Consider the following 13,412-nt stretch of genomic DNA (forward strand, 5'->3'; position numbering starts at 1 on the left):
GAGATGTTCGGTAAATTAACCCTGGAGGCGATACCCTTCCACGAGCCGATAGTCATGGTGACGCTTGCCATGATCGCGCTCGGGGGTATCGCTGTCGTTGGTGCTATCACCTATTTCCGCAAGTGGACCTACTTGTGGACCGAGTGGTTGACCACCGTCGACCACAAGAAAATCGGGGTGATGTACATCGTCGTCGCGATGGTCATGCTGCTGCGCGGCTTTGCCGACGCCATCATGATGCGTACCCAGCTGGCTGCCGCTACCGGCGGCTCCGAAGGCTACCTGCCGCCTGAACACTATGACCAGATCTTCACCGCTCACGGTGTGATCATGATCATCTTCATGGCGATGCCGTTCTTCACCGGCCTGATGAACCTCGCGGTTCCTCTGCAGATCGGTGCACGTGACGTTGCCTTCCCGTTCCTGAACTCCCTGAGCTTCTACCTGCTGCTGGCAGGCGTGCTGCTGGTCAACATCTCGCTGGGCGTTGGTGAATTCGCCAAGACCGGCTGGGTTGCCTATCCGCCGCTCGCGGGCATTCAGTACAGTCCTGGGGTGGGTGTCGACTACTACATCTGGGCGCTACAGCTCTCAGGCTTGGGTACGACACTGACCGGCGTGAACTTCCTCGTCACCGTGATGAAGATGCGCGCACCTGGCATGAAGCTGATGGACATGCCGATCTTCACCTGGACCTGCACCTGGGCCAACGTGCTGATCGTGGCTTCGTTCCCGATCCTGACCGCTGCACTCGCTCTGCTGACTGTTGACCGTTATCTGGACTTCCACATTTTCACCAACGAGCTTGGTGGGAACCCGATGATGTACGTCAACCTGTTCTGGGCGTGGGGTCACCCTGAGGTTTACATCCTGATCCTGCCGGCATTCGGCGTGTTCTCGGAAGTGACTTCGACCTTCTCCGGCAAGCGTCTATTCGGCCACCACTCGATGATCTACGCATCGGGCGCCATTGCCGTTCTGGGCTTCGCTGTATGGCTGCACCACTTCTTCACCATGGGTGCCGGCGCCAGCGTCAACACCTTCTTCGGCCTGGCGACGATGCTGATCTCCATTCCGACCGGTGTGAAACTGTTCAACTGGCTGTTCACCATGTACCAGGGCCGTGTGCGCTTCACCGCACCGATGCTGTGGACCCTGGGCTTCATGATCACCTTCTCGATCGGTGGCATGACTGGCGTTCTGCTGGCTGTTCCAGGTGCTGACTTCGTGCTGCACAACAGCCTGTTCGTAATTGCTCACTTCCACAACGTGATCATTGGTGGTGCGGTATTCGGCTACATCGCCGGCTTCGCCTACTGGTGGCCAAAAGCGTTCGGCTTCAAGCTGAACGAGAAGTGGGGCAAAGCTGCATTCTGGTTCTGGATCTCTGGCTTCTACGTAGCGTTCATGCCGCTGTACGCCCTGGGCTTCATGGGCATGACCCGTCGTCTGAACCACTCCGACAACCCACTGTGGGAACCCTACCTGTATGTCGCCGTTGTCGGCGCCGTGCTGATCCTGTTCGGTATCGCCTGCCAGCTGATCCAGATCGTCGTTTCGATCCGCGATCGCGAGCAGAACCTGGACGTGACCGGCGACCCGTGGGGCGGCCGTACCCTGGAATGGTCGACTTCGTCGCCACCTCCGTTCTACAACTTCGCCCACATGCCTGAGAAAGTTGGCCTGGACTGCTGGAACGAAGCCAAAGAAGCCGGTGTTGCCTACAAGGTGCCGGGCAAGTACGAAGCGATCCACATGCCGAACAACACCGCTACCGGTCTGTTCATGGGTATGTTCCTGACTGTCTTCGGCTTCGCTTTCATCTGGCACATCTGGTGGCTGGTTGGCGCGAGCCTGCTGGCAACCATCGCGGTCTTCGTTCGCCACGCTGCGCGTGACGACCAGGGCTACATGGTTCCGGCCGAAGAAGTGGCGCGCATCGAAGGCGAGCGTCTCAAAGCGCTGGCCAAAGCAGGTGCTCTGCCTGCCGGCGCACGTGTCGAATCGTTTGAACGGGTGTAATCAATGTCCAGTCAAGTAATCCACGGTGGCGCGCATGGTCATGACCATGCTCACGATGACCACCACCACGACTCGGGCCAGATGACCGTCCTCGGTTTCTGGCTGTACCTGATGACCGACTGCATCCTGTTTGCGTCGCTCTTCGCCACCTACGCGGTGCTGTCCGGCAGTTTTGCCGGCGGCCCGTCGGGTCACGACATCTTCCAGCTCGATTTCGTAGCTGTTGAAACGCTGTTCCTGCTGCTGTCCTCGATCACCTTCGGCTTCGCCATGCTGAAGATGTTCGACGGCAAGAAAGCTGGCGTACTGGGCTGGTTGGCTGTGACCTTCCTGTTCGGTGCAGGCTTCATCGCGATGGAAATCTATGAATTCCATCACCTGATCGGCGAGGGCTTCGGCCCGACCCGCAGTGGTTTCCTGTCGGGCTTCTTCGCCCTGGTAGGTACCCACGGTCTGCACGTGACCGCCGGCCTGATCTGGATGGCAATCATGATGTACCAGATCAACAAGCACGGCATCACGCCGACCGCCAAGACCCGCATGAGCTGCCTGAGCCTGTTCTGGCACTTCCTGGACGTGGTCTGGATCTGCGTATTCACCGTCGTCTACCTGCTGGGAGTTCTGTAATGGCTAACGCACACGACACTCATCACGAAGGTAACCACGGCAGCGTCAAGTCGTACATGATCGGCTTCATCCTGTCGATCATCCTGACCGCGATCCCGTTCGGCCTGGCCATGTCGCCAAGCCTGCCGAAGAACCTGACCGTTCTGATCATCGTGGCCATGGCTGTGATTCAGGTAGTGGTACACCTCGTGTACTTCCTGCACATGGACCGCTCGAAAGAGCAGCGCTCCAATGTGTCGACGTTCCTGTTCACCGCGCTGGTAATCGCTCTGCTGGTCGGCCTGTCGCTGTGGATCATGTTCAGCATCCACTTCGAAATGATGGCCAAGTGAGGTAAGACTGCATGTCCGTTAAGCACTTTATCCAAATCACCAAACCGGGGATCATTTTCGGTAACGTGCTTTCCGTGGCAGGCGGTTTCTTCCTTGCCTCGAAGGGCCATGTGGATTTCGCCCTGTTCCTGGCGGTGGTGATCGGTACTTCGCTGGTGGTGGCGTCCGGATGCGTGTTCAACAACTGCATCGACCGTGACATCGACCACAAGATGGAGCGCACCAAGAACCGCGTCATGGTGCAGGGCGGCATGTCGCTGACCCTCGCGCTGGTCTACGCCACCCTGCTCGGGGTGGCGGGCTTCAGCCTGCTGTATGTCCAGGCCAACCCGCTGTCGGCGTTCTGCGCAGCTGTAGGCTTCGTGGTCTACGTCGGTTTCTACAGCCTCTGGCTCAAGCGCAAATCGGTGCACGGCACCTTGGTTGGCAGCCTGTCCGGTGCCATGCCTCCGGTGATCGGCTACTGCGCCGTGAGCAACAGCTTCGACCTGGCTGCAGTGACCCTGCTGGTGATGTTCAGCCTGTGGCAGATGCCGCACAGCTTTGCTATCGCCATCTTCCGCTTCAAGGATTACAGCGCTGCCAACATTCCGGTCCTGCCGGTGGCACGTGGCATCCTGGCGGCGAAGAAGCAGATCGTGCTGTACGTGCTGGCCTTCCTGCTGGCTACCTTGATGCTCACCCTCGGCGGTTACGCCGGCCTCGGCTACCTGGCCGTGGCAGCAGCCATGGGCCTGTACTGGCTGTACATGGCCTGGGGTGGCTACAAGGCTGAGGACGACAGCAAGTGGGCCCGCAAGGTGTTTGGCTTCTCCATCCTGACCGTCACTGCCCTGAGCGTGATGATGTCGGTGGACAGCCAGACCGCTGCAGACGTGCTGATGACCTACGCGCGCTGATCGAGGCGAGTGCTTCACTAAAAAACCCGGCCATTGCGCCGGGTTTTTTTATGCCTGTGATTTCTGGGATGGCTTCTTCGCGGGCAAGCCCGCTGCTACAGGTGAAGTGCAAGCATTGAATGTGGCGTGGTCCCTGTGGGAGCGGGCTTGCCCGCGAAGAGGCCAGGCCTGAAAACATAGATCCTTGATTTTCAATAAATAAATCTGAAAATGTTTAACTAAACAGGAAATTATCCTTTACAAGCATCCTCTTTCGGCACTATCTTCTGATCCAGGCCGCCGCAGCGGCCAGCGTCGCTCGGACGGTTCCGGGCGCTTACGTCTGCAGAGGAAACCATGGCCAATCCAGGTTCGCCGCGCCGCTTCGCGCGCATCGATCGTCTCCCCCCTTACGTCTTCAACATCACCGCCGAACTCAAGATGGCTGCCCGCCGCCGTGGCGAGGACATCATCGACCTGAGCATGGGCAACCCCGATGGCGCGACGCCGCCGCACATCGTCGAGAAGCTGGTGCAGGTTGCCCAGCGCGAAGACACCCATGGCTACTCCACCTCACGCGGCATCCCGCGCCTGCGCCGGGCCATCTCCAACTGGTACAAGGAGCGCTACGAGGTCGACATCGACCCGGAAAGCGAAGCCATCGTTACCATCGGCTCGAAAGAGGGCCTGGCGCACCTGATGCTCGCCACCCTCGACCAGGGCGACACGGTGCTGGTGCCCAACCCCAGCTACCCGATCCACATCTACGGCGCAGTGATTGCCGGCGCCCAGGTGCGTTCCGTACCGCTGGTACCGGGCGTGGACTTCTTCAACGAGCTGGAACGGGCGATCCGCGAATCGATCCCCAAGCCGAAGATGATGATCCTCGGTTTCCCGTCCAACCCCACAGCCCAATGCGTGGAGCTGGACTTCTTCGAGCGCGTGGTGGCCCTGGCCAAGCAGTACGACGTACTGGTGGTGCACGACCTGGCCTACGCCGACATCGTCTACGACGGCTGGAAGGCCCCGTCGATCATGCAGGTACCGGGCGCCAAGGACATCGCGGTGGAGTTCTTCACCCTGTCCAAGAGCTACAACATGGCCGGTTGGCGGATCGGCTTCATGGTCGGCAATCCCGAGCTGGTCAGTGCCCTGGCGCGGATCAAGAGCTACCACGACTACGGCACCTTCACCCCGCTGCAGGTGGCTGCCATCGCCGCGCTGGAAGGCGACCAGCAATGTGTACGCGATATTGCCGAGCAGTACCGTCAGCGCCGCAACCTGCTGGTCAAGGGCCTGCACGAGCTGGGCTGGATGGTCGAGAACCCCAAGGCGTCGATGTACGTGTGGGCGAAAATCCCGGAACAGTACGCGCACCTGGGGTCGCTGGAGTTCGCCAAGAAACTGCTGGCCGAGGCCAAGGTGTGCGTGTCGCCGGGCATCGGTTTTGGTGACTACGGCGACGACCATGTGCGCTTCGCCCTGATCGAGAACCAGGATCGGATTCGTCAGGCGATTCGCGGTATTCGCCAGATGTTCCGCGCCGATGGCCTGACCCAGAAGTAACGCGTCACCCGAGCCCGCTTCGGCGGGCTCGGGCCTGCCGGATCAACGGCAAACTATTTTTGCATTGCCCCTCTTCTCAGCCGACCTGGCTTCGATTACAAATGGCGCGCGGGCCCAGCCCCGATAACAACAACCCTCCTTCCGTGCCATCATGTCCGAAAACAACCCTTGCCTTGACTGCGGCGCCTGCTGCGGGTATTTCCGTGTGTCCTTCTTCTGGGGCGAATGCCAGTCTGCCGGCGGCCTTGTGCCGGACGACCTGGTGGTACAGATCAACCCCAGCCGTGTTGCCATGATCGGCACCGACGCCAAGCCTTGCCGCTGCGTGAGCCTGCAGGGCGAGATCGGTACCGAGGTGGCGTGTACCATCTACGCCAACCGTTCAAGCCCGTGCCGCGAGTTTGAGGCGTCTTGGGAGGGTGGGGTGCATAACCCGAGCTGTGACGATGCGCGGGCAGCGTATGGGCTGCCGCCACTGACCCCGCCGGGGGCCAACGAGCCGCATTGGCCGGATGATGGAGCCGAGGTGGCCTGAGCCATTTTCGCCGGCCTGTGCCGGCCCTTTCGCGGGTAAACCCGCTCCCACAGGTACTGCACAAGTCTCGCTGGCGGTGATGTCCCTGTGGGAGCGGGTTCACCCGCGAAAGGGCCATCAGCTGTAAGAAAATTCTGAATCTGAAACCAAATGCTTCAGCGGGGCAGGGGGTGTGAATTATCCTGCAACCTCCGTCGGATGCCGTCTGATAGCCAGGGAACTGCTTCAGCGATACCTTCATGGCTCGCCCACATTGGCGAGCGAGTGTGAGAACTCGTTGTTGGTAGACGGCCATTTTATGGCAGTTGTGCGCGTGCAGGCTTCGGTCTGACCGTGATGTCTCCAACACGGGCTTCTCACCTCGCGCACGACTGCCACCCTAATCTGTGAGAAGGATTGAGGCGGTTGCTTCCATTCAAGCCATTGGAGACAACCATGAAAAAGTTGGTACCTGATCCACCGCCTTCATTTCCCATTCCCTACATCACGATAATCGCCGGCCTGTCCATTGAAGACGCCAAGCCTCACGCCGCCGCGCTCATGGACGCCCTTTCCAACTCCATTCAGCTTTGCCTGGCTACACAAGACACCGAACAGCGCCAAACCGTGCTCGAAGACATGGCCATCATCACCGAACTGCTCCGGGCGCTATCCACCCACATGGCGAGTCTAGAGGTGGCCCATGGCTGACGAACTGAAGTCGCGAACCACGGCAGGCAAGGAGACCTTTCTCGACCTGTACACCATCCAGCCCGGCATCCCGCTCGATCATGCCTTTGATGAGTTGTCGGTGTTGCTGGGGTGTATTCGCCACCTGAGCGAAGAGGCCGAGATGGAGAGCAACCTTATTGCGGGGAGCGCCACGCGGATTCTCAGTGCCATGGCCAAGGCGCTGATCAATGACATGGAGATGGGCTTGAATCGCAACGTCTGAGCTGATGGGGGCCGCTTTTCGGCCCTCTGCTTAATCGACGAGAAATCAGTGAGAACGCGTATCCCTTGGTACAGGTTCAATTATTTCTTCTCTAAGTAACGTGTGGCCTGCGAATTCGGATGTTTTGAGCTTGCAGAGGCGGAGTGTTATTCGTTTGAAACGGTTGCGGTTGTGGGGGCTGAGCAAGGGCTGGCGGAACATTTTCTGCTTGGCTAGTCAGTAGCTGATAATTCTCGTTATTTAACCTGTTTACATGTTCGAGGTGGTGTTGTTCTCTGCTTAAATGCTGTTCCGCTACTTGATGAAATCTCGCGGCGCGGGCCATGTCTTGGCTAGCTGACTCCACGTGCCTCATTTGACGTTGCGGGTTTGTCGATACGGAGGCTCTACGCTGGTACTGTTCGGCACTTTGTTCGAGTCTTAACGAGGCCACATACGCATCTGTAGCAAGCGCTCTCGCTTGTTCTGCTCTCAGCTGGCGCACTTTGGCACGGTGAAGAAGCCTGCGAGACTGGTTCAGCGTCGGATTGCCTGAGTAGCGAGGTGGTTGATGCGAGGCGATGCGTTGCAACGGGATTCGGTATTGAGCGGAAGGATCCTGATAATTGATGGGATCTCCCGAACAATAACTGTAACTGTTCAGCCCACCTTGCAAAAAGGGGCTCGCTGCATCGGGAGAGCAAAATCTCATGACTCCAGGGCTATAGGTGCGGTGTCCGATGCCAAGGAAGTATCGCTCGGTCGATTTGTCCAGTTTTTCCCCGTTAAAAGCAAGGATGGGTATATCTTGCCCGGAACGAGGAAGATGGCCGTAGGGGCTGTAACTCAATACTTGTCTGATGCTTGCATCTTGTGTTCGTACAATCGATCTCATTGAGTCGATTGCGAGGAGCAATCGTCTGATTGGAACCGTAGTTTCGTGTAATTCTGCGATGGCGGAATTTTTAACCCGCAAGATGCAGCAACTCTGGCCGTCACGCAGTACCTGCTGCAGATGGTTCATTTGGTAGAAAAGTCTAGCTTTCATGATAGGCAGGCCGCTTTGACGTGGTAGTGAAGTCAAAGATTGCTTGACTACTGACAGGGTGCAACTGTCATTTTTACCAGGGGGCAATCCACCCTGTGGGAGCCGCGCTTGCCCGCGATGGGCTGCAAAGCAGCCCCGGGATGCTCGAACCGGTCACATAACGTTAAACTGTCATCTCCCCAGCAATGGACAGGAGATCCGGCGTGACCCCACCCCGCAGTTTCCCGACTGACCTCTGCCTCGACAGCCCGCGCCTGCAGTTGCGCCCGATGCGCCACGCCGACGCTGCGCAGTGGCTGAAGATCATGGCCGACCCCGAGGTCATGCGTTACTGGCACCATGCCCCCTGGCAAGACCTGGCCGAAGCGGAAAGCGCCCTGGCCGCCGACCGCGAAGCCTATGCCAATGGCGACCAGCTCAAGCTCGGCATGTACCGCCGAGACAACGGCGAATTGATCGGCATGGTCCAGCTGTTCAACATCGACGATGTCTCACGCCGTGGCGAAATTGGCTATTGCCTGGCCAGCGCGGTGCAGGGCAGGGGCTACATGGACGAAGCGCTGACCTGCTTCATCGACTACATTGCCCACACCCTGCATATGCGCCGCCTGGAAGGCGAGATCGACCCGCGCAACCAGGGCTCGGCCCGAACCCTCGAACGCCAGGGCTTCGTCCTCGAAGGCACGTTGCGGGCGCGCTGGTGCGTGGCGGGCGAGCTGACCGACTCAGGCATATACGGCCTGCTGCTGGAACCGCCAGTCGCATGACCCTGGGCGCCCGTTTACCGGCCTTCTACCTGACCCTGAGCCTTGCCCTGTATCTGCTCAGCCTGGCCTTCGACGGCGCCCTGATGAGCGCCGGCCGGCACATGCCGGCGCTGCAGATGTTCCTGTACGGTCCCTGGGGCATCCCCTTCGGCATGTTCCAGTGGTTCGCCAACCCGCTGCTGGCGGTAGCCATCCTTTGCCATCGGCGCTTTCGCCGGCTGGCGCTGCTGCTTGCGCTGGGAGCGTTGTACCTGGCTGCCAGCAGCTTTGGTATCGAACGCCTGCCGGACAACATCAGCTATGAATTCTCCCACCGCACCGGCTTCGGCGTGGGCTTCTACCTGTGGCTGGCGGCGATCGCGGTGTTCTGTGCTGGTCAGGCCTGGCAGTGCTGGGTCGCACGCAGCCGTGACGATGTGCCGTCCTGGAACTGGCTGGATGTCGCCCTGATCGCGGCATTGGCCGTGACCGCTTATGCGGCGACCCAGATGCCAGCGCTGCAATTCGAACCGGGCAAGGTGCTGATGCCGCCGGAGCATGGTCAGGTGCTATAGCACTCACATCTGTAACTTTTGGCGCGCGAGAAGAAAGATTTTGTATGCGTCTCCGTTGCGTACAGCCGTTCGGAAATTATCCAGCCAAATGCCCTGATTGGGTCGTATGTTTACGTCTTGGGAAGTTTGAGAGCTAATGATTGTGGGAGATTGGTGCGAGGGGGGCACTTGAGGAGACGATGGCGCATCCGCAGGTGCCTCCACGATCTTGAATGCGGAATTGATTCGGGCATCCATCTCGTCAAGTTCCAGATGCATTCGCTCTATGCGTTGCCTCATGTGTTTCAGAGCGTGTTTTGCACGCCGCTGGTCGGTAGCGAGCAGTTCAACGAGAAACGGGTTGTTACTTTGCTTCTGATACGCCTTTTTTGTGGAATGCAACTTACTGGGTAGGTCAAATATCGAGTTTGGATTCCGCACAGGGAGGCTGAACTTAGTCTGATACCTTGATCCACTTCTAACGACGAATTTCGCCTGCCCCGACGGATCCACATGGTTAAGTGGATCATTCTCGCAATAGGCATAGCTATTATTGCCGCCTGCTCCGAAGGGACTGAGCCAGTCAGGCGAGTGGAACCGCATCAGAGAAGGGCTGTAAATTCGATAACCGTTACCTAGTGGATAGCCATCCGTCACAGGGTCCTTTCTTTGCCCGTTAAAACCTAAACTCGATGCTGCCGTCTTTGGGTGAAGCAAACCATACGGCGTATAGATTTGCGAGTTTGCCAAACGTGATTGCTCTTGTTTCATGGCTGCCTCGGGTTGTCACTACGGTGATCCTGAGCCTGACGTATGCGACTAACACGTGGGGTAGAGCTTTCGATTTGTGTACGTGGCTGCTCTTGTATTGTTAGTCTGTCGAGTTCGGCGCGTAATCGCGCAATTGGTCCTGTCCTCGCTTGTATTGTCAGATTCACCTGGTGAGTGGCTTGCTGCTGTTGCGTTACGACAGGCCGAGCCTGTTGCAGTATTTCGGTAGCCCTTTGGTTGAAGCTTCGCACTTGTTCATGAGGTGTCATGTTCGTTGCATCCGCAGCACGCGGCACGGCATGTGCTGTTCGCAGCACTTGGTTGGCAAGTGCCCGGATCATCTGGCCACCTCGGCCGCCGCGTGATGGGACTGGCTGAAACTTGACTTTTTTGACAGACATACCTGTCATGTCGGCGTGTCCATCGGGGTCTGTTCGGTTTACTGGGTCGCCAGTGCAATAGGCGTAAGCATGGATCCCACCTCGTCCAAACGGGCTACAGCCGTCCACTGACCTGAACCTCATCAACGTAGGGCTGTAGCTTCTGTAACCTTGCCCGAGCATGTAGCTGTCGATGGCTGTATCGAAATACTCTGCTTTGAAGGCGAGCAGGTGCACCGGTGCGGCAGAGGCGTGGCCGTATACACAATAGGCCTTCGTCGTTGCTTGTATCCGCGGCGAGCCTTGCCAAGCGGGTGTCACGCTAATGCTCATGTTCCCTCACCTCTTGAGGTCTTTCGCTACTGTCGTCGCCTTTGACTACCGCTACAACTGTCAGAAATACCAGTTGCCCGATACTGTCAGGCATGACATTTCATCACCCGAAAGGACCCATGATGTACAACTTGAAATTAATCGCCGGTCTGGCGACCGCCTTTTTAGTAATTGGCCAAGCGCAAGCGGAAGGAGCCTCTCAGGCCTATAACCAATGTATGGACAGCGCCTCCAGCACGGTGGCCATGAGCAGTTGCATCCAGACTGAGACCCAACTTCAGGACCAGCGCCTGAACCGGGTCTACCAGCAGCTGACGACCAAGCTTGCGCCCGGGCCGCAGAAGAGCCTGCGCGACGTGCAGCGCAAGTGGATCACCTACCGCGACGCCAACTGCAAGTTCCATGTACAGGCCAGTGGCGGCACCCTGGCGCAGCTGGAAGGCGGCATGTGCGTGCTGGACATGACCCGCGAACGGGCGGCGGAGCTGGAGCGGATACTCAGCCCCGGGCAGTGATGGGGTTGACGCTCCTACAGAGCGCGGGCCTTGAGGTACTCGCGCACTTCCACGCCATCTCCGGCAAACTCGATCCGCTCGGCCTTGGCTTCACGCTGGTAGGCATACATCGGGTCGTAATATTCCTTGAGCAGCCCTTCGATCCAGCCCCGGTGCAGGTCCACCGCACCGCTGCGCAACTGCTCGTCCAGCGCTTCGCCCAGGATTGTGGACAAGCGATGGAAGCGCTCGCCACCCAGGCGCTTGTGGATATTGGCCATGCTCTGCAGCAAGCGCTCGGCAAACAGCCTGCGGCCATTTTCCTCGCCATGCACATCGACGAACTCGGCGCACAGGTTGATCACGTAATCGCGCAGGATGCGCTCCACGCGGTTCTCGAAACTGTCCTCCAGCCACACCATCGGGTACTGCTGCATGCCCTGATACAGCTCCAGCGGCACCGAGCAACTGCCGACGATGCGGCCTTCATCTTCCAGCACGAACTGTTCGATGCCTCGGGCGCGCTTCTTCAGCACATCGATGGCCAGCTTGTTCTCGAAGTCGATCTGCGCCGGTTGGCCGGTGGCGCGCTTGCCGAAGCTGGAGCCGCGATGATTGGCGTGGCCTTCGAGGTCGAGCACGTTGTTCAACTGGTGCAGCACATCGGTCTTGCCGGTGCCGGTGAGGCCGCCGACCAGGACGAAATCGCATTGCTCGACCGCCTGCTGGGTGGTTTCCAGCAGGAAGGTACGCATGGCCTTGTAGCCACCCTTGATGCGCGGGTAGGCGATGCCGGCCTCGTCGCGCAGCCATTGCTGCACGATCAGCGAGCGCAGGCCGCCACGGGCACAGTACAGGTAACCATCAGGGTGGGCCTTGGCAAAGCTGGCCCAGGCCTGCAGGCGTTCGCGCTTGGTCGCGCCGCTGACCAGTTGGTGGCCGAGGGTGATGGCGGCGGCCTGGCCCTGCTGTTTGTAGCAGGTGCCGACCTTCTGCCGCTCCTGGTCAGTCATCAGTGGCAGGTTGACGGTACCGGGGAAGGCACCCTTGGCAAATTCGATCGGCGCGCGCATGTCCATCATCGGCGCATCGTCGAGGAACAGCTGGCGGAAGTCGGTGCAGTCGGGGCGCATCAGTTCACCTCAACTGCGTGGCTCTGTCGCTCGACCAACTGGCCGATCGGCGCCAGGTTAAGGCCCAGTTCGGCGGCCAGCGCGAGGAACTCGGCCTCACCTTCGGCAGTGACGGCAACCAGCAGGCCGCCGCTGGTCTGTGGGTCGCACAGCAGGTGCTTCTGCTCGTCGGTCAGCGTGCCGAGCTTGTGCCCGTAGCTGTCGAAGTTGCGCAGGGTACCGCCAGGGATGCAGCCCTCGGCCAGGTAATGGTCGACACTTGGCAGGCGCGGCACGGCGGCGTAGTCCAGCTGTGCTGTCAGGCCACTGCCTTCGGCCAGCTCGACCAGGTGGCCGAGCAGGCCAAAACCGGTCACGTCGGTCATCGCCTTGACCCCATCGAGCTTGCCAAAGCGGCTGCCCGGGGTGTTCAGCGTGCACATCCAGTCGCGTGCCAGGCCCTGGTCCTGCTCGCGCAGCTTGGCTTTCTTCTCGGCGGTGGTGAGGATGCCGATGCCCAGTGGCTTGGTCAGGTACAGGCGGCAACCGGCGGTGGCGGTGTCGTTGCGCTTGAGGTGGCGTTTGTTCACCACACCGGTGACGGCCAGGCCGAAGATCGGCTCGGGGGCGTCGATGGAGTGGCCGCCGGCCAGCGGGATACCGGCCTCGGCACACACGGCACGGCCGCCGCGGATCACTTCGCGGGCGACTTCTGGCGGCAGCACGTTGACCGGCCAGCCGAGGATGGCGATGGCCATCAGCGGGTCACCGCCCATGGCGTAGATGTCGCTGATGGCGTTGGTCGCGGCGATGCGACCGAAATCGTAAGGGTCGTCGACGATCGGCATGAAGAAATCAGTGGTCGAAACCACCCCGCGCTCGTCGTCCAGGGCATACACGGCGGCATCGTCACGCGAGGCATTGCCGACCCACAACTTCGGGTCCAGGGCCTGGGCGCCGCTTTCGGCAAGGATCACATCCAGCACCTTGGGGGAGATCTTGCAGCCACAGCCGGCACCGTGGCTGTACTGGGTCAGGCGAATCGGCTCGCTCATACGTACCTCAGGGGATCAATTTGTTGCGCGATTGTAGCAAAGCTGG

General features: G+C 59.5%; 15 protein-coding genes and 1 pseudogene. 11 read left to right on the plus strand and 5 right to left on the minus strand.

Annotated features, from left to right (window positions below; translation table 11 throughout):
• The first annotated feature begins 3 nt into the window (after positions 1 to 3).
• The 8 genes from cyoB to H040_RS02280 all read left to right on the plus strand — a co-directional run bounded on the left by cyoB (position 4) and on the right by H040_RS02280 (position 6,894).
• Positions 4 to 2,022 carry a cytochrome o ubiquinol oxidase subunit I gene (gene cyoB, locus H040_RS02245; RefSeq protein WP_027920309.1) on the plus strand — a complete coding sequence of 673 codons (2,019 nt, stop codon included), beginning with the start codon at positions 4 to 6 and terminating at the stop codon, positions 2,020 to 2,022.
• A 3-nt stretch (positions 2,023 to 2,025) separates the two neighbouring features.
• The gene (gene cyoC / locus H040_RS02250) at positions 2,026 to 2,649 is read left to right on the plus strand and encodes a cytochrome o ubiquinol oxidase subunit III (RefSeq protein ID WP_027920308.1); all 624 of its coding nucleotides are present in this window, start codon (positions 2,026 to 2,028) and stop codon (positions 2,647 to 2,649) included.
• The gene (cyoD, locus tag H040_RS02255) at positions 2,649 to 2,981 is read left to right on the plus strand and encodes a cytochrome o ubiquinol oxidase subunit IV (RefSeq protein WP_027920307.1); all 333 of its coding nucleotides are present in this window, start codon (positions 2,649 to 2,651) and stop codon (positions 2,979 to 2,981) included. The genes cyoC and cyoD overlap by 1 nt, the downstream gene beginning before the upstream one ends.
• 11 nt (positions 2,982 to 2,992) lie before the next feature.
• Positions 2,993 to 3,880 carry a heme o synthase gene (gene cyoE, locus H040_RS02260; protein ID WP_027920306.1) on the plus strand — a complete coding sequence of 296 codons (888 nt, stop codon included), beginning with the start codon at positions 2,993 to 2,995 and terminating at the stop codon, positions 3,878 to 3,880.
• Positions 3,881 to 4,216: 336 nt separating this feature from the next.
• Entirely contained in the window at positions 4,217 to 5,425 is a 1,209-nt protein-coding gene (gene alaC, locus H040_RS02265) for an alanine transaminase (RefSeq protein ID WP_027920305.1), read from the plus strand.
• Between the two features lie 151 nt (positions 5,426 to 5,576).
• A complete protein-coding gene (locus tag H040_RS02270; protein ID WP_027920304.1) occupies positions 5,577 to 5,960 on the plus strand; it encodes a YkgJ family cysteine cluster protein in 384 nt (127 codons plus the stop codon).
• Between the two features lie 435 nt (positions 5,961 to 6,395).
• On the plus strand, positions 6,396 to 6,650 hold the full coding sequence (locus tag H040_RS02275) for a hypothetical protein (protein ID WP_027920303.1): 255 nt from the start codon (positions 6,396 to 6,398) through the stop codon (positions 6,648 to 6,650).
• Positions 6,643 to 6,894 carry a DUF3077 domain-containing protein gene (locus tag H040_RS02280; protein ID WP_027920302.1) on the plus strand — a complete coding sequence of 84 codons (252 nt, stop codon included), beginning with the start codon at positions 6,643 to 6,645 and terminating at the stop codon, positions 6,892 to 6,894. Before H040_RS02275 ends, H040_RS02280 begins: the two co-directional genes overlap by 8 nt.
• Before the next feature lie 91 nt (positions 6,895 to 6,985).
• On the opposite strand, the gene H040_RS28015 is transcribed toward H040_RS02280, so the two are convergent.
• On the minus strand, positions 6,986 to 7,921 hold the full coding sequence (locus H040_RS28015) for an RHS repeat-associated core domain-containing protein (protein WP_081784332.1): 936 nt from the start codon (positions 7,919 to 7,921) through the stop codon (positions 6,986 to 6,988).
• Positions 7,922 to 8,124: 203 nt separating this feature from the next.
• Here H040_RS28015 and H040_RS02290 point away from each other — a divergent pair, with 203 nt between their 5' ends.
• Both H040_RS02290 and H040_RS02295 read left to right on the plus strand, forming a co-directional pair.
• Positions 8,125 to 8,688, plus strand: coding sequence for a GNAT family N-acetyltransferase (locus H040_RS02290; protein ID WP_027920301.1), 564 nt, complete (start codon positions 8,125 to 8,127; stop codon positions 8,686 to 8,688).
• On the plus strand, positions 8,685 to 9,242 hold the full coding sequence (locus H040_RS02295) for a hypothetical protein (protein ID WP_027920300.1): 558 nt from the start codon (positions 8,685 to 8,687) through the stop codon (positions 9,240 to 9,242). Before H040_RS02290 ends, H040_RS02295 begins: the two co-directional genes overlap by 4 nt.
• A gap of 3 nt (positions 9,243 to 9,245) precedes the next feature.
• Here H040_RS02295 and H040_RS28020 read toward each other — a convergent pair whose 3' ends face one another.
• On the minus strand, positions 9,246 to 9,992 hold the full coding sequence (locus H040_RS28020; protein WP_081784331.1) for an RHS repeat-associated core domain-containing protein: 747 nt from the start codon (positions 9,990 to 9,992) through the stop codon (positions 9,246 to 9,248).
• Between the two features lie 415 nt (positions 9,993 to 10,407).
• A pseudogene (locus tag H040_RS27610) lies at positions 10,408 to 10,705 on the minus strand (RHS repeat-associated core domain-containing protein); the annotation flags it as partial.
• Between the two features lie 122 nt (positions 10,706 to 10,827).
• On the opposite strand from H040_RS27610, the gene H040_RS02310 reads away from it, so the two are divergent.
• Positions 10,828 to 11,220, plus strand: a complete 393-nt coding sequence (locus tag H040_RS02310; RefSeq protein WP_027920299.1) for a lysozyme inhibitor LprI family protein — start codon at positions 10,828 to 10,830, stop codon at positions 11,218 to 11,220.
• Between the two features lie 14 nt (positions 11,221 to 11,234).
• Here the strand turns inward: H040_RS02310 and mnmH are convergent, their stop codons facing one another.
• Both mnmH and selD read right to left on the minus strand, forming a co-directional pair.
• Positions 11,235 to 12,332 carry a tRNA 2-selenouridine(34) synthase MnmH gene (gene mnmH / locus H040_RS02315; RefSeq protein ID WP_027920298.1) on the minus strand — a complete coding sequence of 366 codons (1,098 nt, stop codon included), beginning with the start codon at positions 12,330 to 12,332 and terminating at the stop codon, positions 11,235 to 11,237.
• Positions 12,332 to 13,366 (minus strand): selenide, water dikinase SelD, encoded by a 1,035-nt coding sequence (selD, locus tag H040_RS02320; protein WP_027920297.1) that lies wholly within the window; start codon positions 13,364 to 13,366, stop codon positions 12,332 to 12,334. The genes mnmH and selD overlap by 1 nt, the downstream gene beginning before the upstream one ends.
• Positions 13,367 to 13,412: the final 46 nt, after the last annotated feature.

The sequence above is a fragment of the Pseudomonas sp. URMO17WK12:I7 genome (assembly GCF_003269045.1).
Classification (GTDB): Bacteria; Pseudomonadota; Gammaproteobacteria; order Pseudomonadales; family Pseudomonadaceae; genus Aquipseudomonas; species Aquipseudomonas putida_J.

Bases quoted from the DNA above. Each gene is read 5' to 3' on its own strand.
- selD (WP_027920297.1), bottom strand. From the start codon at position 13,366: ATGAGCGAGCCGATTCGCCTGACCCAGTACAGCCACGGTGCCGGCTGT.
- H040_RS02310 (WP_027920299.1), top strand. From the start codon at position 10,828: ATGTACAACTTGAAATTAATCGCCGGTCTGGCGACCGCCTTTTTAGTA.
- H040_RS02275 (WP_027920303.1), top strand. From the start codon at position 6,396: ATGAAAAAGTTGGTACCTGATCCACCGCCTTCATTTCCCATTCCCTAC.
- mnmH (WP_027920298.1), bottom strand. From the start codon at position 12,332: ATGCGCCCCGACTGCACCGACTTCCGCCAGCTGTTCCTCGACGATGCG.
- cyoB (WP_027920309.1), top strand. From the start codon at position 4: ATGTTCGGTAAATTAACCCTGGAGGCGATACCCTTCCACGAGCCGATA.
- alaC (WP_027920305.1), top strand. From the start codon at position 4,217: ATGGCCAATCCAGGTTCGCCGCGCCGCTTCGCGCGCATCGATCGTCTC.
- H040_RS02270 (WP_027920304.1), top strand. From the start codon at position 5,577: ATGTCCGAAAACAACCCTTGCCTTGACTGCGGCGCCTGCTGCGGGTAT.
- H040_RS28015 (WP_081784332.1), bottom strand. From the start codon at position 7,921: ATGAAAGCTAGACTTTTCTACCAAATGAACCATCTGCAGCAGGTACTG.
- cyoD (WP_027920307.1), top strand. From the start codon at position 2,649: ATGGCTAACGCACACGACACTCATCACGAAGGTAACCACGGCAGCGTC.
- H040_RS02295 (WP_027920300.1), top strand. From the start codon at position 8,685: ATGACCCTGGGCGCCCGTTTACCGGCCTTCTACCTGACCCTGAGCCTT.
- cyoE (WP_027920306.1), top strand. From the start codon at position 2,993: ATGTCCGTTAAGCACTTTATCCAAATCACCAAACCGGGGATCATTTTC.
- cyoC (WP_027920308.1), top strand. From the start codon at position 2,026: ATGTCCAGTCAAGTAATCCACGGTGGCGCGCATGGTCATGACCATGCT.
- H040_RS02280 (WP_027920302.1), top strand. From the start codon at position 6,643: ATGGCTGACGAACTGAAGTCGCGAACCACGGCAGGCAAGGAGACCTTT.
- H040_RS28020 (WP_081784331.1), bottom strand. From the start codon at position 9,992: ATGAAACAAGAGCAATCACGTTTGGCAAACTCGCAAATCTATACGCCG.